The following is a 25,298-nucleotide window of genomic DNA, read 5'->3' on the forward strand; positions in this document are numbered from 1 at the left end:
ATGTCTATGTTGTTCAAGCTCGTCGCGCTCGCCCTCGTCCTCACCCTCCTCAGCCCGGTGTTCGCCTCGAACACGCAGTTCGGCCAGGTCGTCGGCGCGGCGATCGAGGATGCCCGCACCTTCTGCGACCGCCGCCCGGACACCTGCCGGCAGGGGATGGAGCTTCTGCGCGTGACCGGCCAGCTCGTCGGCGAGACGATCGCCAACCTCACCGAAAGCGCGACCCGCGGCTCCCCGCTCACCGCCGAGGACCGTGCGCTCTCCCCCACGACCGCCGGAAAAGGGGACATGCCGCACAACGCGATTGCCGGGCACAACGAAGATCAGCCAATCTAGGCGTCCCGATCAAACCACGCGGACGCCATGACTGAGCAGAAACTTCCCGAAAAAGCGTTCCCGGTCTCGTGGGACCAGTTCCACCGCGACTGCCGCGCCCTCGCGTGGCGGCTGAACGGGTTCGGCCCCTTCGAATCGATCGTCTGCATCACCCGCGGCGGCCTCGTGCCCGCCGCGATCGTCGCACGCGAGCTCGGCGTACGCGTGATCGACACGATCTCGATCGTCTCCTACGGCGACTTCAAGCAGCTCGAGACGCTGGATGTCGTGAAGGACGTCGCCCCGAACCTCGTCGAGGCCGACCGCTCGAAGCTCCTCATCGTCGACGATCTCGTCGACACGGGCAAAACCGCGAAGCTCGTGCGCGACAAGCTCCCCGGCGCCCATTTCGCGACGGTCTACGCCAAGCCCAAGGGCCGCCCCCTCGTCGACACCTTCGTCACCGAGGTCAGCCAGGACACCTGGATCTATTTCCCGTGGGATCTCGGCTACTCGTTCCAGCCCCCGATTCGCGGCGGCCGCGGATAAAGCATCTCACGGATCGCAAGCACGTATCCCGCTCAAATGATTCCACTTGAGCGGGACGTGCCCTGACCGCGGCCTCGCCCGAACCCGTCAGGCCGAGCCGGACGTCGCCTCTTCGGAGGGCCGTCCCGCGACCGCACCGTCCTCGCCCGCGCCGCGCTTGCGGCGCCGGCGGGTCCGTCCGCCATTCACCGGCATCGGATTGACCGGCCGGTCGCACTCGATCGTCTTCAGCCCGCGCCCGTCGAACGCGATGGCGATATCGCCCGCGCGCAGCCGCAGCGCCGCCTCCCCGAACACGGCCTTGCGCCAGCCATGCAGCGCCGGCGCGTCGTGCCCGGCGACGATCGCCTCCAGCTCGTCGACGGTCGCCACCACCTTCGGCGCGACCCCGTTCGCTTCGGCGCACAGCTTCAGGAGCACCTTCATCAACTCGACGGCAGAGTTCGCCCCCTCGATGCTCGGCTTGCGCTTGGGCAGCGACGGAAGCTGCTCGGACGGACGCCCCAGCACCTCGTTCACCACCGCGACTGAGGCCTGGCCGAGCCGCGAACGCTCGAACCCCTTGCCGACGGCACGCAGCTTGGCGAGCGCTTCGGGCGAGCGCGGCCGCTGGAGCGCGATCTCGTAGATCACGTCGTCCTTCATCACGCGGTTGCGCGGCACGTCCCGCTCGCGCGCCTCGCGCTCGCGCAGCGCCGCCATCTCCTGGAGCACGGCGAGCTCCACCGGCTGGCGCGCCCGCGCCTTCAGCCGCTTCCACGCGTCCTCGGGCTGGAGGTCATAGGTCTCGGCCGAGGCAACGAGCGCCATCTCCTCCGCCACCCACTCCGAGCGCCCCTTCTCCTCGAGCGTGTCGCGCAGGTGCATATAGACCGAGCGCAGGTGCGTCACGTCCGCGAGCGCATAGGTCAGCTGCGCATCCGTCAGCGGCCGCTCGGCCCAGTTCGTGAAGCGGGACGACTTGTCGACCACGCTCCCCGTCACCCGCTGCACGATCTGGTCATAGGCGATGCTGTCGCCGAAGCCGCACACCATCGCCGCGACCTGCGTGTCGAAGATCGGCGTCGGCACGTCGCCGCTCAGATGGTGGAAGATCTCGATGTCCTGCCGCGCGGCATGGAACACCTTCACGACCCCATCGTTGCCCATCAGCTCGAAGAGCGGCCCCAGCGACAGGCCGTCCTCCATGGGATCGATGATCGCCGCCTCGTCCATGGATGCGACCTGAACGAGGCACAGCTTCGGCCAGAAGGTCGTCTCACGCATGAACTCGGTGTCCACCGTCACGAACGGTGCCGAAGATAGACGCGCGCACAACTCAGCCAGCGCGTCCGTCGTCCGAATGATTTCCATCGCCCTCTGTCTGCGCCCCTACAATTGCGGCTTCCCAGGACGCGGGAACACATCCGCATCCTCCATCGGCTGGGTCGGGAAACCGGCGATCGGCCCCATGGCCTCCCGGTCTCTCTGGATCTCCACCGGGCTCACCGCATACGCCGTCAACAATTCCGCGATCGATCGGAGGGCATGAAGATGCACGCGTTCATATCCGTGTGAGGAATCCACCCCGAACGTGATGAGCGCCGTGCGAACGTCATGGCCCGCCTGCAATGCCGCCGCACTATCGGACCGATAATAGCGGAAGACATCCTTCTGATACCGGATCTCGTTCTCTTCGCACAACCTCACGAGTTTCTGCGTGAGATGCCAATCAAATGGACCGGACTGATCGGCCATCCCGACCGTGACGCCGAACTCCGCGCTCGCCTGTCCGGGCGCGGTGGTTCCGTTGTCGATCGTGATCATGGAGGCGATGTCGTCGGTCAGCACCGACGCCCCGCCGATCCCCACCTCCTCCGCGATCGAGAAGAGGAAGAAGAGGTCGACCGGAAGCTCCGCCTTCTCCCGCAAGAGCGCCTCGATGGTCGCGAACAGGATCGCCACCCCGGCCTTGTCGTCGAGATGGCGCGACACGATGAAATCGTTGTCCATGAACTCCGGCTGCGGGTCGATCGCGACGAGATCGCCGATCGCGAAGCCGAGGCGCCGCAGATCCTCGTCGTCCTTCAGCATCGCGTCGACGCGCATCTCGACATTCGTCCAGCCGACCGGCTGCGTGTCGATCTCCTCGTTGAAGGTGTGGCCGGACGCCTTCAAGGGCAGGATCGTCCCGCGATAGGCGCCCTTGTCGGTGAAGACCGTCGCCCGCGCCCCTTCGGCGAAACGCGCCGACCAGTGCCCGACCGAGACGAGCTCCAACCGCCCGTTCGACTTCAGATATTTCACCTGCGCGCCGATCGTGTCGAGGTGGGCGATCATCGCCCGCGCGCCCTTGGGGCTCGCCCCCGGCAGGCGCGCGCGGATCGCCCCGCGCCGGGTGATCTCCATCTCGACGCCGAGCCGGCGCAACTCCCCCACCGCCGCGCGAACGATGGTGTCGGTGTAGCCCGTCGGCGAAGCGATAGACAAAAGCTCCGCCAACGTGTCCTTCATATAGACGGTGTCGATGTTCAGGCGGGGCACGTGGACCCCGTCTCGCCTACCCCCTGAAGCGCCGCCTGGCGCACCGCGTGCGGCACCGACAGCGGGAACAGGAGGTCGATGAAGCGCTCGGCCGTCGGCTGCGGCTCGTGGTTCGCAAGCCCCGGCCGCTCATTCGCCTCGATGAAGCGATAGCGCGACTCCCGATGGGACGGGACCATCAGGTCGACGCCCACGACCGGAATGTCGATCGCGCGCGAAACACGCACCGCCGCGTCCACCAGCGCCGGATGCACATGGTCCGTCACATCGTGGATCGTGCCGCCGGTGTGAAGGTTCGCCGTGCGGCGCACCTGCACCTCGCGCCCGTCCTCCGGAACGCTCTCCATGTCGAAGCCCTGCAGACGCAGGCAACGGTCCGTCTCGGCGTCCATCGGAATAGAGGCCTCCCCGCCTGTCGCCGCCGACCGCCGCCGGCTCTGCCGTTCGATGAGCGCCCTCACGGTCGTCTTCCCGTCTCCGAACACACGCGCGGCCTTGCGCACCGCCGCCGCAACCACCCGATGATCGATCACAACGAGCCTCAGGTCATCGCCCTCGACGAATTCCTCCACGAGAACTCGCTCGCACACCTCGCGCGCGCGGGCAAATGCGGCCTCCACGTCGTCGTCCGCGGCAAGGCCAACCGATATTCCGCGACCCTGCTCGCCCCGCGCTGGCTTCAGCACGATGCGCTCGTGCCGCTCGAACAGCGCCCGCGCCTCCTCGGCCGTCGACGCCTCGATCTCGTCCGGCACCGCGATCCCGGCGCGCTCCACGATGCTGCGCGTCACCGCCTTGTCATCGCAGATCGACATCGCGACCGCGCTCGTCATCTCCGACAGCGATTCGCGGCAGCGCAGCGACCGTCCGCCATAGGTCAGGCGGAAATAGCCGTTCTCGGCGTCGATGATCTCGACATCGATCCCGCGCCGCCGCGCCTCCTCCACGATGATGCGCGCATAGGGGTTCAGCCCCACCTCAGGCGCAGGCCCCGCGAAGAGGCGCTCGTTGATCGGGTTCTTCCGCTTCAGCGTGTAGACCGCGAGCCGCTCGAAGCCGAGCTTCTCGTAAAGCTGGATCGCAAGGTCGTTGTCGTGCAGCACCGAAAGGTCCAGCGTCCGGCACCCGCGCGTCTTGAAGAGATCGGCCAGGCGCCGCACAAGCGCCTCGCCGACACCCGAATGGCGCGTCTGCGGGTCGACCGCGAGGCACCAGAGCGAGGTGCCCCGGTTCGGATCGCCGAACGCGCGCGCATGGTCGATGCCGGTCACGGTCCCGATGATCGCGCCCGTCACCTCGTCCTCGGCGACGAGATAGATAAAGGCCCGGCTGTCGCGCCGGCGCCAGAAGAAGTCCGGCCGCACCGCCACCATGCCCCGCGAGGCATAGATGCGGTTCACCGCCTCGGCGTCCTCCTCGTTGGTGAGGCGACGCACGACGAACCCGCGCGGCTTGTCGGCCGACGGCTCGTACGCCTCGAGATCGAGCCGGAAGGCGTGGCTCGGATCGAGGAACAGCTCGAGCGGCGCCGCCGAGAGCATGACGTGCGGCTCCTCGACATAGAACGCGATGTCGCGACGCCCCGGTCCCTCCGAGCGCATCGCATCCGCGAGCGCCTCGGAGCTCTCATAGGTGTCCGCGAAATGCAGCGTCCCCCAACCGCAATCGAGCCCGACATTCAGCGGCTTGACCGTGACGCGCGACCCTTCGGCCGCGCTCTCCTGCGCTGGAACGTCTGCTTCCCTCACGTCGGCTCCCGCTTCGCTCATGTTCGACATCGGTCCCCCTTAGATCCGATGGGACTGCAACCACATCTCCAACAACGCCACCTGCCATAACTCCGATCCACGGAGCGGCGTGATGTGCGCAGGCGGATCGGCAAACAGGGTGTCGAGATAGCTCTGCGTGAAGAGCCCCCGATCCTTCGCCGCCGACGCCCCCAGGACGTCCCGCACCATGTCGAGCACGGGCCCGGAGATGTATTTGAGCGCCGGGACCGGAAAATACCCCTTCTTCCGGTCGATCACCTCGTGCGGGACGAGGAGACGCGCCACGTCCTTCAGAACACCTTTGCCGCCATCCTTCAACTTGTGCTCGGGCGGAATGCGCGCCGCGAGCTCACAAAGCTCGTGGTCGAGGAAGGGCACGCGCGCCTCGAGGCCCCAGGCCATCGTCATCGCGTCGACGCGCTTCACCGGGTCGTCCACCAGCATCACGGTGGAATCGATCCGCAGCGCCTTGTCGACCGGATCGTCCGCCCCCGGCAGCTCGAAATGGTCGCGCACGAATTCGAGGCTCGCATCGTGGTCGGCGCGATAGGCCGGCGAGATCTCCGCCGCCATCCGCTCGTTCGTCCGGTCGAAGAAGGCGCGGCGATAGGCGTCGAGCGGGTCGTTCGCGGACGCCATCGGCGGATACCAATGATAGCCGCCGAACACCTCGTCCGCCCCCTGGCCGGACTGCACGACCTTGATGTGCTTCGACACCTCCCGCGACAGGAGGAAGAAGCCGACATTGTCGTAGGAGACCATCGGCTCGGGCATCGCCGCGACCGTCGCCGGCATCGAGTCGATCATCTCCGTCGACGGGATGAAGATCTTGTGATGGTCGGTCCCGAACCGCTCGGCGATGAGGTCGGAATATTGATACTCGTTGCCGACCTCGCCGTGCGCGTCCTCGAAGCCGATCGAGAAGGTCTGGAGCCCGGTCTGCCCCGCCTCGGCGAGAAGGGAGACGATCACGGAGGAATCGACGCCGCCCGACAGGAGCACGCCGACCGGCACGTCCGCCACCATGCGCCGGCTCACCGAAAGGCGCAGCGCCTCGAGGACGCGGTCGCGCCACACCTCGCCTGACGTCGCGAGATCCTCGGCCGTCCGCTCATAGCTGACGCGCCAATAGACCTCTTCGCGCGAGCGCCCGTCCGGCTCGATCACGCGCACTGTCGCCGGCGGCAGCTTGCGCACGCCAGACAGGATCGTGCGCGGCGGCGGCACCACGGCGTGGAAAGACATGTAGTGGTGGAGCGCGACGGGATCGATCGAGGTGTCGACATCCCCGGCCGCGAGGATCGCCTGGAGCGATGAGGCGAAGCGGATCCGCCCCTTCGTTTCGGCGAGATAGAACGGCTTGATGCCGAACCGGTCGCGCGCCATCACCACACGCTGGCTGTCGCGCTCGTGGATCACGAAGGCGAACATGCCGTGGAAGCGCTTCACGCACTCCGTGCCCCACGCATGATAGGCCTTCAGGATGACTTCGGTGTCACCCGACGAGAAGAACCGGTAGCCCTTCCCCTGAAGCTCCTGGCGCAGCTCCGGATAATTGTAGATGCAGCCATTGAAGACGATCGACAGGCCAAGCTCGGGGTCCGTCATCGGCTGGGCGGATCGGGTCGACAGGTCGATGATCGTCAGCCGGCGATGGCCGAAGGCGACCCTGTCGCGCGCGAGAATGCCCGCTCCGTCCGGTCCCCGCGGCGCCATCGCGTCGGCCATCGCGGCCACCGCCCGCACCGACGCCGATGAGCCGTCGAACGTCACTTCCCCGCAAATTCCGCACATAGGCTGCAAACCTCCTTTTTATTCAACGAAACCCACGCGCCATCGCCCGCCCGATGGACCACCGGGTGAGACGAAGGCGCGCAGGCGCTCCTAAAAGAGTAGGTCTCAGCGGCCGAACATCCACCTCGGCCGACGGCTTGGCTGCCTCCCGCTCCACCGGCCCGCCCCGTCCGGGCTGCCGATGAGCTCCTCTAAGTCCCTGTTCTCACGCGACCTTTCAGATCAACCATGCATCCGAAGCGGCGAAACAAAATTTCTCCACAGACTACGTTCGCAACCGGTAGCCCGTCCGAAACATCCACCAGATCACGCCGAGACACACCACGACAAACAGCGCAATCATCACCGCCGAGAGGCCGAGATTGACGTCCGCCATCCCGAAGAACGTCCAGCGATACGTCGAGACGAGATAGACGACCGGGTTGAACATCGTCACCGTCTGCCACGCCGGTGGCAGCATGGTGATCGAATAGAAGCTCCCGCCGAGGAAGACGAGCGGCGTGATGATAAGAAGCGGCACGAGCTGCAGCTGCTCGAAATTGCGCGCCCAGATCCCGACGATGAAGCCGAGCAGCGAGAAAACGATGCAGGTGACGATGAGGATCAGCACCATCAGCACCGGATGGGTGACGTGGAGATCCACGAAGAGGTGCGCGGTGATAAAGATGACCATGCCGATCACGAACGACTTCGTCGCCGCCGCCGCCACGAACCCGATCACGATCTCCAGAAAGTTCAGCGGCGCCGACAGAAGCTCGTAGATCGACCCGATGAATTTCGGGAAGAAGATCCCGAACGCCGCGTTGGTGACGGACTGGGTCAGCACCGTCAGCATGATGAGCCCCGGCACGATGAAGGCGGCATAGCTCACCCCCTCCACCTCCTGGATGCGGGAGCCGATCGCCCCGCCGAACACCACGAAATAGAGCGAGGTCGTGATCACCGGAGAGATCAGAGACTGCAGCAAAGTCCGAAGGGAGCGCGCCATCTCGTGATGGTAGATCGCCCAGATCGCGTACCAGTTCACGCGGCCACTCCATTGTCGTTGTGGACGAGCTCCACGAAGATGTCCTCCAGCGAGCGCTGCCGCGTCTCGACATCGACGAGATGGATCCCCGCCGCCGAAAGGTCGGCGAGCAGCGCCCCGATCGTCGGCCCGCCCTCGCATGTGGTGAAGCGCAGCGACCGCCCGTCGCCGCCAAGTTCCAGCTCATAGGACGCAAGAGCCGCCGGGATCGCCTCCAGCGGCGCGTCGATGGCGATCGTCATCTGCCGCCGCCCGAGCCTGCGCATCAGCGAGGCCTTCTCCTCCACGAGCAGGATCCGCCCGTCGGAGATGATGCCGACGCGATCCGCGATCGCCTCGGCCTCCTCGATATAGTGGGTGGTGAGGATGATGGTGACGCCTTCCTCGCGCAGCTTCCGCACGACCGCCCACATCTCCTTGCGCAATTCCACGTCGACGCCGGCCGTCGGCTCGTCGAGGAAGAGGACGCGCGGCTCGTGCGAGAGCGCCTTCGCGATCAGCACGCGCCGCTTCATGCCCCCCGACAACGCCATCACCTCGGTGCTGCGCTTGTCCCACAAGGTCAGCGCCTTCAGGAGGCGTTCGAGGTGCGCTTTGTCCGCGGGCTTGCCGAAGAGCCCCCGCGAGAATTTCACCGTGTCGGAGACCCGCTCGAACGGCTCCAGCGAGATCTCCTGCGGCACGAGCCCGATCAGCGCGCGCGCACGGCGATAGTCCTTCACGATGTCGTGCCCGCCGACCGTGACCGTCCCGCTCGTCGGGGTCACGAGACCGCAGATCACCGAGATCAGCGTCGTCTTGCCGGCGCCGTTCGGGCCGAGCAGCGCCAGAATTTCGCCGGGCTCGATCGACAGCGAGACGTCCTTCAGCGCATGATGGCCGGACGCGTATGTCTTGCTGAGATGCTCGACCGTCAGGATCGGGTCGTGTTCGCTCATTGGGTCCTGTCGCTCCTCGCCTTCGCCATGCATCAAGACCCCTCGATCGCGCGGCCTTGGCGGGGGATATATGCGCTATGGCACGGTTTTCCCACGGCGAACGCCGCTGAAATCGAGACCGAGGTGAATATGAGGTTTTGTTCCGTCCTCACCGCGCCCGTCCGCCAGGCCGGCCGCCTCGCCCCAACCCTCGCCGCAGCGCTGGTCCTGGCGCTCGTCCTCGCCCTGCCGCGGCCCGCGGCCGCTGAGAACAGAACGGCCATCTTCGCCGGAGGTTGCTTCTGGTGCGTCGAGGCCGACTTCGACAAAGTCCCCGGCGTCCTCGACACCGTCTCCGGCTTCACCGGCGGCCACACCGAGAACCCCACCTACGAGCAGGTCACCTACGAGAAGACCGGCCATTTCGAGGCCGTGCGCGTCACCTACGATCCCGCGACCGTCACCTACCGCGCCCTCGTGGATTATTTCTTCCGCCACGTCGACCCGACGGATGCGGGCGGCCAGTTCTGCGACCGCGGCGACAGCTACCGCACCGCGATCTTCGTGGACGGCCCCGAGGCGCGCGCCGACGCGGAAGCCGCGAAGGCGGCCGCGAGCGAGGCGATCAAGCAGCCGATCGTCACCCCGATCCTGGAGGCCGGCCCCTTCTACGAGGCCGAATCCTACCACCAGAATTATTATGAGACGCACGCCCTCCGGTACGAATATTACCGCTGGCGGTGCGGGCGCGACGCGCGGATCGAGGAGGTCTGGAAGGGCGCCAAGCCGGCAAGCTGACGCCCGCTCCCTACTCTACTTGCCCCACCACTTGTCGGCGACGAAGTGGCCGGCCGCGTCCTCGATCGCGCGGGCAATCGGCATCAGCGCCTCTTCCTCGAACGGGCGTCCGATAAGCTGGAGGCCGAGCGGCAGCCCGCCCTCCGAGAGCCCCGCCGGCACCGAGATGCCCGGCAGCCCCGCCATGTTCACCGGCACGGTGAACACGTCGTTGAGGTACATCTCCACCGGATCGGGCTTGCCGCCGAGCTCGAAGGCCGGCCCCGGCGTCGCGGGCGTCAGAAGCGCGTCGATCCCGTCATTGAACACGGTCTCGAAGTCGCGCTTGATCAGCGTGCGCACCTTCTGCGCCTTCAGATAATAGGCGTCGTAGTAGCCGGCCGAGAGCACGTAGGTGCCGATCAGGATGCGCCGCTTCACCTCGTCGCCGAAGCCCGCCGCGCGCGTGTTCTCGTAGAGGCCGATGATGTCGTCGCCCGGAACGCGCAGCCCGTAGCGCACGCCGTCATAGCGGGCGAGGTTGGAGGAGGCCTCCGCCGGCGCCACGATATAGTAGGCGGCAAGCGCATATTTCGTGTGCGGCAGCGACACGGGCACGATCTCCGCCCCCGCCGCCTTCAGCCACTCGATGCCCTTCTGCCAGGATTCCTCGAGCGCCGCCGGCATCGGGTCGACCCGGTATTCCTTCGGAATGCCGATCCGCTTGCCCTTCAGCCCGCCTTCCAGCGCCGCTTCATAGTCGGCGACCGGCAGATCGATCGAGGTCGAATCCTTCGGGTCGACCGAGGCCATCTCTCTCAGGAGGATCGCCGCGTCCTTCACCGTGCGCGCGATCGGCCCCGCCTGGTCGAGCGAGGACGCGAACGCGACGATGCCCCAGCGCGAGCAGCGCCCATAGGTCGGCTTGATGCCGACCGTGCCCGTCAGCGCCGCCGGCTGGCGGATCGAGCCGCCCGTGTCGGTGCCCGTCGCCGCCGCGCACAGGTGCGCCGCGACCGCCGCCGCCGACCCGCCCGAGGAACCGCCCGGCACGAGCTTCGCGTCTGGCCCGCCCCACGGATTGAGGACGCTCCCGTACGCGCTCGTCTCGTTCGACGAGCCCATCGCGAACTCGTCGAGATTGAGCTTGCCGAGGAGCACCGCCCCCGCCTTCCACAAATTCGCCGTGACGGTCGATTCGTAGGGCGGCACGAAATTGCCAAGGATGCGCGAGCCCGCCGTCGTGCGGACCCCGTCGGTGCAGAAAAGGTCCTTGATGCCGAGCGGCACGCCTTCGAGCGCCCCGCCGGTGCCCGTCGAGAGCTTCGCGTCGGAGGCCGCCGCCATCTCGCGCGCCTTCTCCGGCGTCACGGTGATGTAGGCGTTCAGCGCCGAGGCCGCCTCGATCGCGTCGAGATAGGCGTCGGTCAGCTCGACCGCGCGGATCTCCTTGGTCTTCAGCTTGTCCCGCGCGTCGGCGAGCGTCAGATCGGTGAGCGCGCTCATTCCACCACCTTCGGAACCATGAAGAAGCCGTCGTCGGATTCGGGGGCGTTGGAGAGGACGCGCTCGGGATAGCCCCCGTCCGTCACCGCGTCGGCGCGGCGGCGGAGCGCGGCGTCGACCGTCGCGGTCATCGGCTCGACCCCGGTGACATCCACCTCGTCGAGTTGCTCCACGAAGCCGAGGATGGCGTTCAACTCGCCCTGCAGGCGCTCTGCTTCATCATCGCCCACCTTGATGCGGGCGAGGTGCGCCACGCGGCGCACGGTTTCCAAATCAACGGACATGAGGGTCGCTCCAAAGGTGCGCCCCGCCTAGCATTCGCGGGGCGCCCTGCGCAACATTCAAGGCGCGCGCCGGCCTGGCGGCGCCGGCCCCAATCAGGACAGAGCCTAGTGCTTGTAGGGATCGGCCGCGTCGCGCAGCCCGTCGCCGAGGAAGTTGAAGGCCAGAACCACGATGATGATCGGGATCACCGGCGCCATCAGCCACGGATAGATCGTCACGACGGTGATGTTCTGCGCCTCGTTGAGAAGCACGCCCCACGAGATCGCCGGCCGCTTGAGGCCGAGATTGAGGAAGGACAGCGCCGTCTCGCCCAGAATCATCGTCGGGATCGACAGGGTCGCCGAGGCGATGATGTGGCTCGAGAAGCCCGGCAGCAGGTGACGGCGGATGATGCGGCCCGGCGGCGCGCCCATCAGCATCGCCGCGCGCGCATAATCCTCCTCACGGAGCGACAGGAGCTTGGAGCGCACCGCACGCGCGAGGCCCGGCCAGTCGAGAAGGCCGAGAATGATGGTGAGGCCGAAATAGATCCACAGCGGAGACCACGTCACCGGCAGCGCGGCCGACAGCGCCATCCACAGCGGCAATTCCGGCAGCGAGCGCAAAATCTCGATCAGCCGCATGATCAGATTGTCGATGATCCCGCCGAAGAAGCCCGCGAGACCGCCGAAGAACATGCCGAGGATGATCGAGATCGCGACGCCGACGAGACCGACCGTCAGCGAGATGCGCGCCCCGTAGACGAGGCCGGACAGGACGTCCCGCCCCAGGCGGTCCGTGCCGAAGAGGAAGAAGGTCCCCCCTTCCGGCGGACAGACGAGGTGGAAGCGCCCCTCGATCAGCCCCCAGAAATCATACGAATCGCCGAGGCACAGGAAGCGCAGCGGCTGCGGCGTCGACCGGTCCGTCTTGTAGACCCAGCGCAGCGTGTCGAGGTCGACCTCCGAGTGCATCGGATAGACGAACGGGCCGACGAAGCTCCCCTCATGGAAGAGGTGGATCGGCTGCGGCGGCGCGTAGAGGAAGTCCGCATTGCGCGAGTTGGGATCGTACGGCGCGATCGGCTCGGCGAAGGGGACGCAGAGATAGAAGAGCAGCAGCACCACCGCCGACCACACCGCGATGCGGTGCCGGCGGAAGCGCCACCAGATGATGCGCCACATCGACGCCTGGAAATAGCGCTCCTGCTCCGGCGTGAGGCGCTCGGCCTCGCCCGGATCGAAGGGAGTGGCGTCCACATAGTGGTCGACCGCGCCGCCCGGCACGTCGACGCTTGCGGCGCCCTCATTGCGAGTTGGGTCGACGCGCGGCCCCTCTCTCATTGCCGATCGCCTCCGGTCACGCGGTCGCCTCCTGGCCGAGACGGATCCGGGGATCGAGCAAGGCGAGCAACAAGTCTGAAATCAGCATTCCGACCAGGGTCAGCACCGCCACGAAGAGCAGGATGAAACCGGCGAGATATTGGTCCTGCGACTGGAGCGCGCCGAGCAGGATCGGCCCCACCGTCGGCAGGTTGAGGACGACCGACACGATCACCGATCCCGACACCAGCGACGGGATAAGGTTGCCGATGTCCGCGATGAACGGGTTCAGCGCCATCCTCAGCGGATATTTGAGGACGAGATTGCGCTCCTTCAGCCCCTTCGCCCGCGCCGTCGTCACATACTGGCGGTTCAACTCGTCGAGGAGGTTCGCGCGCAGGCGCCGGATCATCGCCGCCGTCCCCGCCGTCCCGATCACGATCGTCGGCACCACGAGGTGCGAGACGATCGACAGGAACTTGTCGAGGCTCATCGGCGCATCGATGAAGCGCGGCGCCATCAGCCCGCCGACCGACACCCCGAACCACTCGTTCATGAGGAAGAGAAGGATCAGCCCGAGCAGGAAGTTCGGCACCGCGAGCCCCAGATAGCCGAGCAGCGTGAAGCCGTAATCGCCCCAGGAATATTGGCGCGTCGCCGAATAGATCCCGATCGGGAAGGACACAATGTAGACGAAGAGGATCGTCGCGAAATTGAGGATCACCGTCAGGAGGAGCGTCCCCGACACCACCTCACCGACCGGCTTCTGGAACTCGAACGACCAGCCCCAATTGCCCTGCAAAATCCCGTCGAACCCGTGCTGGCCCGGCCAGATCCCCACCCAGACCGCGTACCGCTCCATGAACGGCCGGTCGAGCGCGAACTCGCGGCGCAGGAATTCGAGCTTGGCGACCGACGCCGCCTCGCCCTGCGCCTGAAGCTGGGAGATCTGGTTCGACAGATAGTCGCCGGGCGGCAGCTCGATGATGAAGAAGATCAGCAGCGAGATGATGAAGAGCGTCGGCACCATGCCGACAATCCGGCGCAGAACATACGAGATCATGACCGCACCGACGCCTTGTCGTTCTGTCTATTTCGCATCGTCGAAATAGAACTCGTCCATCCGGTAGAGGCCGAATTGCGCGCCCGGATCCCAGCCATAGACGGCCTTTTCCGGGACGTTCTTCAGCGTGTTCTTCACGACGACCGGCTGGACGACCCCTTCGACCGTGCCGATCGTCAGCACTTCGCTGGAATGAAGCGCGAGGATCTTCTCCCAGGCGAGCGCCCGCTCCTCCTCCGTCTCGGTGTGGAGCCAGTCATTGTAGAGGCTCATGAGCTGGACGGCGGGGTCGTAGTCCGGCTTCTCGCCGCTCTCGCCGCCGCTCATCTCGAACGCGCCCCAGGCCGGGCCGGTCAGGAACATCGTGGAGACCGGAACGCGCTCGTCCGGCGGCATGTCGGGGGACGGCAGCCCGTTGTCGTAGCCCGGCCACACGCTCATCGCGAGCTCGCCGGAGAAGGCGCGGTTGCGCAGCACATCGCGCTGCGAGGGGCGCGGGAACATCGACACGCCGATCTCGGCCCACGTGTCCTTGATGAGCTCCAGCGCGTCGACCTCGATGTCGTTCTCGCCCGCCGTCTCGATGATCAGCTCCAGCGTGCGCCCGCTCGGAAGGAGACGCATCCCGTCCTTGTTGCGCTTGGTGAGGCCGATCTCGTCGAGAAGCGCGTTCGCCTTCTTCGGATCGAAGGACGGTGGATCGAAATGGCCGTGATCGAAGAGCGGGCTCTCCGGCAGCACGGTGTTCGCCGAGGGCTTGCCGAGGCCGAAGAAGAGCACCCGGTTGAGGAGCGCGCGGTCGACACCGAGCGACAGCGCCTCGCGGAAGCGCTTGTCGCGGAAGAGCGTGCGCAGCTCCGGATCCGCGACGGTGAGGTTCGGATAGATCGCGATCGCCGAGGCGTAGGCCTCCGGCCACAGCCGCGTCGTGTACCCCTTCTGCGCCTCGCCGCGCTTCAGGACCGGCAGGTCGCCGAAGACGAGGCCGCGCGCCTGAAGGTCCGCCTCGCCGGCCTGCACCTTCGTCGGGATCAGGCTGCCGTCCACGACCGACATCACCACCTGGTCGATATAGGGGAGCTGCTGTCCGGTCGACGTGATGCGGTGGAAGTAGGGATTGCGGACCATCACGAAGCGGCGGTCGGTCGACCCCTTCGTCGGCACCCAGGGCTGCAGCGAGGGCAACTCCGGGTTCGTGCCGTCATACATGTCGTCGCGCAGATTGTGCAGCGGCGCCCAGGAGCGCACCCGCGCCTCGGCGACCATCTTGTCGATCGCCGCCTGGTCCCCGAATTTCGGGTTGAACTGGCGCAGATAGTGCGCCGGGCGATAGATGAAGGGCGGCCGGGCCTGCGCCAGGGTCGGCAGGAAGCGCGGGTTCGGCGCCTCCCAGGTGTAGCGGACCGTCGTCTCGTCGATCACCTCGAATTTCGGCAGCGCCCCGTTGACCAGCATGTAGGGCGGCGGGGTCGGGGTCAGCTCCTCGTTGGTAAGGACCTCCTCGAAGAAATAGCGCAGATCCTCCGAGGTGAACGGCTGCCCGTCCGACCATTTGTGCCCCTTGCGCAGGTGGAAGGTGAAGATGCGCCCCTCTTCCACGTCGACATCGCGCAGGATGTCCGGCACCAGCTCGTAGTCCTCGTTGTAGCCGACGAGGCGGGCATAGCCCCACACGTTGATGAGGCGCATGTCCTTGGCGCGCCCGATCAGCGTGTTCAGCTCGCCGCCATGCTTGCCGACCGTGCGCCCGGTGGCGGCAAGGTCGGTCACGAGCGGCTCCTCGGGCACCCGCTCCTCGATCGGCGGGAGCCCGCTGTGGGTGTTCGCGAGCGTCGGGGTTTCGACGAGCGCCGGGCGCTCGGCGTAAGCCGCCGGCGCCGCCAACAACAAACCGAGTACGAGGAGTGTCCGGATCATCACGCGGCATCCTTCATCGCCGGCACCTCGCCGGGTGCGCACACGAAATGGCCCGGGAAACGCTCCACCATGGTGGGAACGTCCCCCGGCATCAAACGATAGGGTTCGGGCCAGGCGGTCGGGTCCGACGCGCGTCCGGCTGAGAGTTTGGCAAAGTCGAGGGGCCGGTCGAGATTGGCGTCCGGCACGGCCGCGAGCAGCGCCTTCGTATAGGGATGCTGCGCGTTGTCGATCACCGCTCGCGTCTCCCCCAGCTCGACGAGCCGGCCCCGACACATCACGGCGATCCGTGTCGCCAGATAGTCGACGACGGCAAGATTGTGGCTCACGAATAGATAGGTGAGCATGAGGTCCCGCTGAAGATCCTTCAACAGGTTCAGGACCTGCGCCTGCACCGAAACGTCGAGCGCGGAGACCGGCTCGTCGCAGACGAGAATGTCCGGCCGCAGCGCGAGGGCGCGCGCGATGCCGACGCGCTGGCGCTGCCCGCCCGAGAGCGAATGCGGATAGCGCCGCAACATCTTCTGATCGAGCCCAACAAGCTCCATCAGGTTGCGCACGTGCTCGTCCCGGCTTTCGGGCGTGCCGATATTGTGGATCACCAGCGGCTCGCGGATCACCTCGTTGATCGACATGCGCGGGTTCAGCGAGGAGAACGGGTCCTGGAAGACGAGCTGGATCCGCCGGCGATAGGCGAGCAGATCCTCCCCCTCGAGCGTCGCGATATCGCGCCACCCGTCGCCCTCGCGGATCCGCACCGCGCCCGAACTCGGCGGAAAGGCGCGCATGACCGCCATCGCGACGGTCGTCTTGCCCGAGCCCGATTCGCCGACGAGGCCAAGACACTCGCCCGCGTTGATCTTGAAGCTCACCTGGTCGACGGCCGTCATCGTGCGCGCGGCGGAGAAGAGCCCGCCCTTCTTCAGGCGGAAGCGCTTGACGAGATTGTCCACCTCGACGAGCGGCTCACCGCGCTCCACCTCGCACGGCTTGCCGAACGCATCGAGCTTCGGCGTAATCGGGCGGATCGGGACGAGACGCTCGCTCATGTCGAAGGTCGGCACCGCGTGGAGGAGCGCCTTCAGATACGGATGCTCCGGCATCGTGAAGATCGTGCGCGCCGGCCCGCGCTCCATCACGCGGCCCTGATAGACCACCACGACCTCGTCGGCCATGTTCGCCACCACGCCGAAATCGTGGGTGACGAGCATGATGCTCATCCCGATCTCCTTCTGCACGTCGCGCAGGAGCTTCAGGATCTCGGCCTGGATGGTGACGTCGAGCGCGGTCGTCGGCTCGTCGGCGATGACGAGCGCCGGACGGCACATCATCGCCATCGCGATCATCGCGCGCTGGCGAAGGCCGCCCGACAATTCGAACGGATAGGTGCTGAGTGCGCGCTCCGGGTCTGGGAAGTGGACGAGGCGCAGCATCTCGCGCGTCGCCTCGCGCGCCGTCGCCCGGTCCATGTTCTGGTGGAGCCGGCCCGCCTCGCCGATCTGGTCGCCGATCGTGTGGAGCGGCGACAGGCTCGTCATCGGCTCCTGGAAGATCATCGCGATCCGGTTGCCGCGGATCTTGCGCATCTGGTCGCCGTCGCGCGGCAGCTTGGCAAGGTCCACCGTCGTCCCGTCGATCGGGTCGGTGAAGAGGATCTCGCCCTGCGGCACCGAGGCGACGGACGGCAGAAGACCCATCACCGCCTGGCCGATGGTCGACTTGCCCGACCCCGACTCGCCGACGATCGCAACCGTCTTGCCTTGTGGAATCTGGAACGAGACGCCGTCGACAGCGCGCGTCACCCCGTCGATCCGGTATTCCACCACCAGGTTGCGCACGTCGAGGACGGCCATGGATCCTCTTTTTCCCAAGGGGTTGAGACCAACCAAGTCTTGCGGTGATCGCATGATCCTTCGCGAAGGGCAACCAGGTGAATCGCGCAGAAACACCACCGAATCTGCTTGAACTTTACCCCGCCGATGCGCGCCGTCTCCTGTCACTCACGCGTCATCACACTCTGTTCTTCCTGCCCGCTTGACCTTGATAACGATCAAGACCGGACCCGCCCCGCGCCGCCCGCCGCCAAGGCCAGGCGCGCGGCGCGCCCGATCACGGCGCAGCCTTCGCATCCATCCAACTTCCCGTCCCCGGCCCGATACCGCACCGCCCGGCCCGCCCTGCGCAAACGCACCCGACCATGCCTTGGTTGCGCGAGCCACGCCGCCAGCCGTCCGCGCAACAAAAAAGGCGCTCCGAAGAGCGCCTTTCATCCCCGGAAAAGGCTGTCGCGGCGATCAGAAGAAGGCCTGAAGCCCCGTCTGCGCACGCCCCAGGATGAGGGCGTGGACGTCGTGCGTGCCCTCGTAGGTGTTCACCGTCTCGAGGTTCACCATGTGGCGGATCACGTGATACTCCTCCGAGATCCCGTTGCCGCCGTGCATGTCACGCGCCATCCGCGCGATGTCGAGCGCCTTGCCGCAATTGTTGCGCTTCACGATGGAGATCATCTCCGGCGCCATCTCCCCCTCGTCGAAGAGGCGGCCGACGCGCAGCGACCCCTGCAGGCCGAGCGCGATCTCGGTCTGCATGTCGGCGAGCTTCTTCTGGACGAGCTGGGTCTGGGCGAGCGGTCGGCCGAACTGCTTGCGGTCGAGCGTGTACTGGCGCGCGGCGTGCCAGCAATATTCCGCCGCCCCCATCGCGCCCCAGGAGATGCCGTAGCGCGCCCGGTTGAGGCAGCCGAACGGCCCCTTGAGACCCGACACGTTCGGCAGGAGATTCTCCTCCGGCACGAACACGTCGTCCATCATGATCATGCCGGTGATCGAGGCGCGCAGCGAGATCTTGCCCTCGATCTTAGGCGCGTCGAGCCCCTTCATCCCCTTCTCGAGGACGAAGCCGCGGATCGCCCCGTCATGCGCCTCGGACTTCGCCCACACGACGAAGACGTCGGCGATCGGCGAGTTCGAGATCCAGGTCTTGGCGCCCTTCAGGATGTAGCCGCCATCGGCCTTCTTCGCGCGGGTCGTCATGCCGCCGGGGTCGGAGCCGGCGTCAGGCTCGGTCAACCCGAAGCAGCCGACATATTCGCCGGTCGCGAGCTTCGGCAGCCACTTTTTGCGTTGAGTCTCGTCACCATAGGCATAGATCGGATACATGACGAGCGAGGACTGGACGCTCATCATCGAGCGATAGCCGGAATCGACCCGCTCGACCTCGCGCGCGACGAGCCCATAGGAGACGTAGCTGGCGCCGACGCCCCCATATTCCTCCGGAACGGTGACGCCGAGGAGACCCAGCTCGCCCATCTCGTTGAAGATGGACCGGTCGGTCTTCTCCTCGCGAAAGGCTTCCATCACGCGCGGCTGGAGCTTTTCCTGCGCGTACGCGTTCGCCGTGTCGCGGATCATCCGCTCGTCTTCGCTCAATTGTGCGTCGAGACGGAAGGGATCATCCCACTGGAACGAAACCGTCTTGTCGCGCACATTCCCGGGCTCGGCTGCGGCCGACATAGTCTCTCCTACCCCTAGAACAGCGATCCTTCATAGTTGAAGGATCATAGGCCCCGCCACCCGAAAGGGCAAAGGACCGCGAAAGGATACACCCTATGATGCGCACCGACACCGGCCAGACGGTTCGGCTCATCGACTACGCGCCGACCCTCTACCGTGCGCCGCGCACAATGTTGATGTTCGCGCTCCACCCCACGCGGACAGTCGTGCGCAACGCCACGAAATACGAGCCACGCGGCAGCGTCGACGGGCCGCTGACACTCGTCGGTGACGGTCTCCTCCTGCTCTCTGCCGAGCTCGATGGCAAGAAGCTTCCGGACAGCGCCTACGAGGCGACGCCCGATTCGTTCGTCCTCAAGGACCCGCCGAAGCGCCCGTTCGAGCTCACCCTCGTCACCGTCGTCTCGCCCGACGAGAACACCGAGCTGATGGGCCTCTACCGCTCCAACGGCGTCTACTGCACCCAGTGCGAGGCCGAGGGCTTCCGCCGCATCACCTATTCGTACGACCGTCCGGACGTCCTTTCGGTCTACGACGTCTTCATCATCGCCGACGGACCGGGAGCGCCCGCCCTCCTGTCGAACGGCAACCTCGTCAACAAGGGTGTCGTCAACGGCGCGCCGACCGCCCACTGGCACGACCCGTTCCCGAAGCCGACCTACCTCTTCGCCCTCGTCGCCGGCGAACTCGGCCTCGTGAAGGACACCTTCACCACCATGTCCGGCCGCAAGGTCGACCTCGCCATCTATGTCGAGAAAGGCAAGGAGCCCCGCGCCACCTACGCGATGGACGCCCTCAAGCGCTCCATGCGCTGGGACGAGACGCGGTTCGGGCGCGAATATGATCTCGACGTCTTCAACATCGTCGCCGTGTCCGACTTCAACATGGGCGCGATGGAGAACAAGGGCCTCAACGTCTTCAACGACCGCTACGTCCTCGCCGACCCCGCGCTCGCCACCGACGCGGACTATGCCGGCATCGAGACCGTCATCGCCCACGAATATTTCCACAACTGGACCGGCAATCGCATCACCTGCCGCGACTGGTTCCAGCTCTGCCTGAAGGAAGGCCTCACCGTCTTCCGCGACCAGGAGTTCACGTCCGACGTGCGCTCGCGCTCGGTGAAGCGCATCGAGGATGTGCGGCGCCTCCGCCTCCACCAGTTCAGCGAGGACGGGGGACCGCTCCGCCACCCGGTGCGCCCCAGCGAATATGCCGAGATCTCGAACCTCTACACGACCACCGTGTACGAGAAGGGCTCCGAGGTCATCCGCATGATCCACACGCTGATCGGCGAGACCGCCTTCCGCCGCGGCATGGACACCTACTTCGCCCGCTTCGACGGGACGGCCGCCACGATCGAGGACTTCATCGGCTGCTTCGAGCTGCCGGACCCCAGCTCCTTCATGCGCTGGTATCTGGAGGCCGGCACCCCGACCGTCGCGGTCGAGGAGACCTACGAGAACGGGCGCTACCGCCTGACCCTCACCCAGAAGCCGTTCATGAACGCGGCGCTGAAGCCGATACCGGTCCGCCTCGCGATCCTCGGCCGCGAAGGCGCGCTCGACCTCTCGCGCAGCACCATCGAGGGCGCGCGCCTCAACGGCGACCGCCTGACGCTCGGCGAGAAGGTCTCCGTCACCATCGACGGCCTCAACGAATCGCCCGTCGCCTCGGTCTTCCGCACCTTCTCCGCGCCCGTCCATGTGGAGCGCCCGGTCGACGCGGAGCGCGACTTCACGCTGCTGGAGCATGACGACGACCCCTTCAACGTCTGGGACGCCGCCCAGCGCCGCGCCCTCGCGATCCTGAAGGCGCATTATGAAGGCGCCCCGCTCGACATCGACCGCCTCGCAAACGTCCTCACCGCCTTCGCCGAGGACAAAAGCCACGAGCCGGCCTTCCGCGCCTTCCTCCTCCAGCTCCCGACCCGCCACATGCTGGTCGAGGCGATCGGCGGCGACGTCGACGCGGACAAGGTCGACGCGGCGCACAAGGCGATGATGGCCGCGCTCGGCGCGAAGATGGCCCCGACGCTCGCCGCCCTCCACGACGCCCCGCCCCCGGCCGACAATGACGTGACGCCGGAGGCCGCAGGCCGCCGCTCGCTGCGCAACGCCGCCCTCGCCCTCCTCACCGCCGGCGGCGACCATGCCCGCGCGACGAAGCAGGCCGAGAGCGCCGGCAACATGACCGACCGCCTCGCCGCGCTCGCCGCCCTCGCGGCCGCGAACGCGCCGACGACGGACGCCGCGATGCAGCGCTTCCACGACGATTTCGAGGCCGAGCCCCTCGTCCTCGACAAATATTTCGCCCTGCAGGCCTCGCGCAGCGACGGGGAGGCGCTGGCCCGCACCCGCGGGCTCATGAACCACCCCCGCTTCAGCCTGAAGAACCCGAACCGCACGCGCAGCCTGATCGGCGCCTTCGCGCAGAACATCGCCGCCTTCCACGCGGCCGATGGCTCCGGCTACCGCTTCCTCGCCGACATCGCGCTGACGCTCGACAAGGCGAACCCGCAGGTCGCCGCGCGCCTCCTCACCCTCTTCAGCGAATATCGCCGGTTCGACGCCACGCGCCGCACCGCCGCCCTCACCGCGCTGAAGGGCGTCCTCGACCAGGCCAAATCGTCCGACGTCGGGGACATCGTGCGCCGTCTCGTGAACGTGTGAGGGCGACCTCGACACGATTCACTAACGAATTGTTAACCACACTTGGACAGTCTTAAGGAGCCGCTCATACTCTAGGTCGATTCGGACACATCTTGCGGGTTCCCATGGCAGTGACAACGCGCACGTCGATTGATGACGAGCCCAATGTGGGCGCGTCGTCCGTCGCCGCGGCGGCGGCGCCGTCGCCCGGCATGTCGGTGCGCGCGCGCTCGGGCGGGCGCGCCGAGCCCGCCCCCGTGTCCCGCACGCGGCCCGCGCCCGGCGCGGTCCGCGGCCGGCCCCGCCCGCCCGAGGGCGGGACGCCGCCCCAGCGCCAGCGCGGCCCCCTTCCCGTCGACGGCCCCCGGCCCGTCCCGCGCCCCTCCATGGCCCGGTTCGGCGACAGCGAGGAGCCGCCGCGTGCGAGCGCCAAGGCGCACCGGATGGACGGTCATGTCCGCCTCCTCGCCGAGCCCGGCTACGGCCAGCTCCTCGCGCGCGAGCCGCTGCTGCGCCGCGCGATCCCGTTCCTCACGATCATCTTCATCCTCGTCATCGCCGCCTACCGCGTCGCGATCACGCTCGACCATCGCGACACGACCGAGGCGGAGGCGCGCACCCAGATCACCCTCCTCGCGAGCGCGCTCTCGGCCGAGATGAGCCGGCGCAGCGCCACCGAGGAGGTCCCGCTCGAGACGATCTTCGCGACGAGCCTGCCCGACGGCGCCACCTCGAACGGGCGCCAGATCACCCTCATCGAGAACGATACGATCGCGACGACGGTGCCCTTCCGGCCCGATCTCGTCGGCGGCCCCGTCTCGCGCCTCCTCGGCCCCAACCAGCCGATGACGACATTCGGCCGCCGCGCCGGCGTCATGGAGGTGATGTCCAACGGCACCGAGCTCTTCGCGACCGTCCATCACCTCGCCGACCGCGAGGCGATGATCGCGGTCACCCAGCCGCGCCAGGCGATCCTCACCGCGTGGCGCGACGAGCTCAGCACCAACGCCGTGCTCTTCATGTGCACCGCGGGCGTGATCATCGTCGTCGTCTACGCCTTCTACGCGCAGTCGGCGCGCGCCCGCTCCGCCGACCAGATCTACACGGCGACGACGACGCGCATCGACACCGCCCTCACACGCGGCCGATGCGGCCTCTTCGACTGGGACGTCGCGCGCGGGCGCATGTTCTGGACCCAGTCGATGTTCGAGGTCCTCGGCATGCCCCCAAGGGACGAGCTGATGGGATTCCGCGAGGTCGCGGCCCTCGTCCACCCCGACGATGGCGGCCTCTACGAGATCGCCCAGCGCCAGCTCGCGACCGGCGAACGCGTGCTCGACCGCACGCTCCGGATGCGGCACGCGGACGGGCGCTGGATCTGGCTCCGCTTCCGCGCCGAGCTCGTCACGGACGACGAATCCGGCCGCCCCCACCTCATCGGCGTCGCCCTCGACACGACCGAGCAGAAGCGCCTCGCCGAGCAGTCCGCCACGGCCGACATGCGCCTGCGCGACGCGATCGAGACAGTCTCGGAGGCGTTCGTGCTGTGGGACGCGCAGAACCGCCTCGTCATGTGCAACACCAAATACCAGGAGATGCACAACCTGCCGGACGACGCGGTGAAGCCCGGCACGCCCTACCATGTCGTGATCGAGGCCGCGCTCCAGCCGGTCGTCTCCTCCCAGCTCCTCACCTACACCGAGGGACCGGAGGACGAACGCTCCTACGAGGCCGAGCTCGCCGGCGGCCGCTGGCTCCAGATCAACGAACGCCGCACCAAGGACGGCGGCTTCGTCTCGGTCGGCACGGACATCACCACGCTCAAGAACCACGAAGAGCGGCTGATGGAATCGGAGAAGCGCCTCAAGGCGAACGTCGTCGAGCTGAAAAACGCGCGGCGGACCGCTGAAAACCAGACCCGCCAGCTCGCCGAGCTCGCCGAGAAATATGCCGAGGAGAAGACGAGGGCCGAGGACGCGAACCGCGCCAAGTCCGAGTTCCTCGCCAACATCTCGCACGAGCTGCGCACGCCGCTGAACGCGATCATCGGCTTCTCGGAGATCATGCGGAACCAGATGTTCGGCGCGCTCGGGGCCCCGAAATACGAGGAATATTGCGGCGACATCCACCACTCCGGCACGTACCTCCTGGGCGTCATCAACGACATCCTGGACATGAGCCGCATCGAAGCCGGCCAGGTGGACCTCTCGGTCGAGATGGTGGACCTTGCCGAGCTCTTCACCGAGGCAACGCGCATCATGACGCCGACCTCGGCGGAGAAGAACATCACGCTCGCCTCCGCCATCTCGGACGGGATGCGCATCCAGGTGGACCGTCGCGCGATGAAGCAGATCCTCCTCAACCTCATGTCCAACGCGGTGAAGTTCACCCCGAACGACGGGTGCGTGACCACCCGCGCGCGCCTCGAGCGCGACTGGGTCGTCGTCGCGGTGGAGGACAACGGCATCGGCATCCCGAAGCGCGAGCTGGAGCGTCTCGGTCAGCCCTTCGTGCAGGTGGAGAACCAGTTCACCAAGACGCACCAGGGCTCCGGCCTCGGCCTCGCCATCGCCCGCTCGCTCACCGAGCTGCACCGCGGCAAGATGGAGATCCAGTCCGAGGTCGGCCACGGCACGACCGTGACGGTCCGCCTCCCGCGCGAGCACGCCGCCGAAAGCCGCAACGCCGCCTGACGGCGTCGGCAATCGGACCGGCCCCCTGAAGGCCGCCTCAGTCGGCCCGTCTCTGCGCTTCCCGGCCCTCAGGCCGTCGTCGGAGAGCGCCGGTAGTGCATGGCGACGACGCCGTCGGAGAGCGGCGTCGCCGAGATCAATTCGAGGTGTCGCGCGCTCGGCAGGCCGCCCTCATAAAGGGTCGGGCCGTGGCCGACGATCCGCGGGTGAACGAGGAACTTGTACTCGTCGATCAGATCCAGCCGGTCGAGCGCCGCCGCGAGCTTGATGCTCCCGAGGAGCACGCCCGCCGGGGTCGCATCCTTGAGGTTCTGCACGCCCGTGCGCAGATCACCCGCGATGTGGTGGCTGTTGGTCCACGGAAAGTCGCTTCGCTTCGACGACACGACGTATTTCGGCTTGGCCTCCAATTTGACCGCCCACTCGCGGATGGCCGGAGGCGCTTCAACCTCGCCGCGCGCGACCGCCGGCCAGAAGTCCTCCATCATCTCGTAGGTGACGCGGCCCCACAGCATCGCACCGCTCTCGTCCATGAGGCGGGTGAAGAAGGCGTGCGTTTCCTCGTCGGCGATACCCGCCCGGTGGTCGACGCATCCGTCCAGGGTGACGTTGGTGCTGAAGATCAAGAGTCCCATGAGGCCAGCCTACAAGCTTCCGATATCCTCGCCACGCCGTTCCGCTGCGGCTGTCGCGGGCAGG

Annotated in this window: 19 protein-coding genes; 5 read left to right on the top strand and 14 right to left on the bottom strand. The window is 66.9% G+C overall.

The annotated features are described in order from the left end of the window. Together DBV35_RS15330 and gpt are read left to right on the top strand one after the other, a co-directional pair. On the top strand, positions 1-336 hold the full coding sequence (locus tag DBV35_RS15330) for a DUF5330 domain-containing protein (RefSeq protein WP_157961779.1): 336 nt from the start codon (positions 1-3) through the stop codon (positions 334-336). Between the two features lie 27 nt (positions 337-363). After that, entirely contained in the window at positions 364-864 is a 501-nt protein-coding gene (gene gpt, locus DBV35_RS15335) for a xanthine phosphoribosyltransferase (protein WP_108661190.1), read from the top strand. A gap of 87 nt (positions 865-951) precedes the next feature. On the opposite strand, the gene rnd is transcribed toward gpt, so the two are convergent. From rnd to DBV35_RS15365, 6 genes are all read right to left on the bottom strand, one after another. Beyond that, entirely contained in the window at positions 952-2,217 is a 1,266-nt protein-coding gene (gene rnd, locus DBV35_RS15340) for a ribonuclease D (protein ID WP_108661191.1), read from the bottom strand. Between the two features lie 18 nt (positions 2,218-2,235). Next, on the bottom strand, positions 2,236-3,387 hold the full coding sequence (locus tag DBV35_RS15345) for an osmoprotectant NAGGN system M42 family peptidase (RefSeq protein WP_108661192.1): 1,152 nt from the start codon (positions 3,385-3,387) through the stop codon (positions 2,236-2,238). After that, positions 3,375-5,156, bottom strand: a complete 1,782-nt coding sequence (ngg, locus tag DBV35_RS15350; RefSeq protein WP_170134951.1) for an N-acetylglutaminylglutamine synthetase — start codon at positions 5,154-5,156, stop codon at positions 3,375-3,377. Before ngg ends, DBV35_RS15345 begins: the two co-directional genes overlap by 13 nt. 18 nt (positions 5,157-5,174) lie before the next feature. Then, entirely contained in the window at positions 5,175-6,950 is a 1,776-nt protein-coding gene (locus tag DBV35_RS15355) for an N-acetylglutaminylglutamine amidotransferase (RefSeq protein WP_108661194.1), read from the bottom strand. Between the two features lie 265 nt (positions 6,951-7,215). Next, complete coding sequence (locus DBV35_RS15360; protein ID WP_108661195.1) at positions 7,216-7,977, bottom strand: ABC transporter permease; 762 nt, start codon at positions 7,975-7,977, stop codon at positions 7,216-7,218. Beyond that, the gene (locus tag DBV35_RS15365; protein WP_108661196.1) at positions 7,974-8,915 is read right to left on the bottom strand and encodes an ABC transporter ATP-binding protein; all 942 of its coding nucleotides are present in this window, start codon (positions 8,913-8,915) and stop codon (positions 7,974-7,976) included. Before DBV35_RS15365 ends, DBV35_RS15360 begins: the two co-directional genes overlap by 4 nt. 129 nt (positions 8,916-9,044) lie before the next feature. Between DBV35_RS15365 and msrA the strand changes: the two genes are divergently transcribed. Next, on the top strand, positions 9,045-9,692 hold the full coding sequence (gene msrA, locus DBV35_RS15370) for a peptide-methionine (S)-S-oxide reductase MsrA (RefSeq protein ID WP_108661962.1): 648 nt from the start codon (positions 9,045-9,047) through the stop codon (positions 9,690-9,692). A 15-nt stretch (positions 9,693-9,707) separates the two neighbouring features. On the opposite strand, the gene gatA is transcribed toward msrA, so the two are convergent. The 7 genes from gatA to DBV35_RS15405 form a co-directional block, all read right to left on the bottom strand. Beyond that, positions 9,708-11,177 (bottom strand): Asp-tRNA(Asn)/Glu-tRNA(Gln) amidotransferase subunit GatA, encoded by a 1,470-nt coding sequence (gatA, locus tag DBV35_RS15375; protein WP_108661197.1) that lies wholly within the window; start codon positions 11,175-11,177, stop codon positions 9,708-9,710. Further along, positions 11,174-11,461, bottom strand: coding sequence for an Asp-tRNA(Asn)/Glu-tRNA(Gln) amidotransferase subunit GatC (gene gatC / locus DBV35_RS15380; protein WP_108661198.1), 288 nt, complete (start codon positions 11,459-11,461; stop codon positions 11,174-11,176). Before gatC ends, gatA begins: the two co-directional genes overlap by 4 nt. A gap of 105 nt (positions 11,462-11,566) precedes the next feature. Further along, positions 11,567-12,784: an ABC transporter permease gene (locus DBV35_RS15385; RefSeq protein ID WP_108661199.1), complete on the bottom strand. Its 1,218-nt coding sequence runs from the start codon at positions 12,782-12,784 to the stop codon at positions 11,567-11,569. A gap of 16 nt (positions 12,785-12,800) precedes the next feature. Continuing rightward, entirely contained in the window at positions 12,801-13,826 is a 1,026-nt protein-coding gene (locus tag DBV35_RS15390; protein ID WP_108661200.1) for an ABC transporter permease, read from the bottom strand. Positions 13,827-13,853: 27 nt separating this feature from the next. Then, positions 13,854-15,743, bottom strand: coding sequence for an ABC transporter substrate-binding protein (locus DBV35_RS15395; protein ID WP_108661201.1), 1,890 nt, complete (start codon positions 15,741-15,743; stop codon positions 13,854-13,856). Then, positions 15,743-17,596: an ABC transporter ATP-binding protein gene (locus tag DBV35_RS15400; RefSeq protein WP_108661202.1), complete on the bottom strand. Its 1,854-nt coding sequence runs from the start codon at positions 17,594-17,596 to the stop codon at positions 15,743-15,745. The genes DBV35_RS15395 and DBV35_RS15400 overlap by 1 nt, the downstream gene beginning before the upstream one ends. A gap of 441 nt (positions 17,597-18,037) precedes the next feature. Then, positions 18,038-19,255, bottom strand: a complete 1,218-nt coding sequence (locus DBV35_RS15405) for an acyl-CoA dehydrogenase (RefSeq protein ID WP_108661203.1) — start codon at positions 19,253-19,255, stop codon at positions 18,038-18,040. A gap of 98 nt (positions 19,256-19,353) precedes the next feature. Between DBV35_RS15405 and pepN the strand changes: the two genes are divergently transcribed. Continuing rightward, positions 19,354-21,927 (top strand): aminopeptidase N, encoded by a 2,574-nt coding sequence (gene pepN / locus DBV35_RS15410; protein ID WP_108661963.1) that lies wholly within the window; start codon positions 19,354-19,356, stop codon positions 21,925-21,927. A gap of 104 nt (positions 21,928-22,031) precedes the next feature. After that, positions 22,032-24,599 carry an ATP-binding protein gene (locus DBV35_RS15415; protein ID WP_245943963.1) on the top strand — a complete coding sequence of 856 codons (2,568 nt, stop codon included), beginning with the start codon at positions 22,032-22,034 and terminating at the stop codon, positions 24,597-24,599. 68 nt (positions 24,600-24,667) lie between these two features. Here DBV35_RS15415 and DBV35_RS15420 read toward each other — a convergent pair whose 3' ends face one another. Then, the gene (locus DBV35_RS15420; protein WP_108661204.1) at positions 24,668-25,234 is read right to left on the bottom strand and encodes a dihydrofolate reductase family protein; all 567 of its coding nucleotides are present in this window, start codon (positions 25,232-25,234) and stop codon (positions 24,668-24,670) included. Positions 25,235-25,298 lie beyond the last annotated feature (64 nt).

Source organism: Acuticoccus kandeliae, from assembly GCF_003073115.1.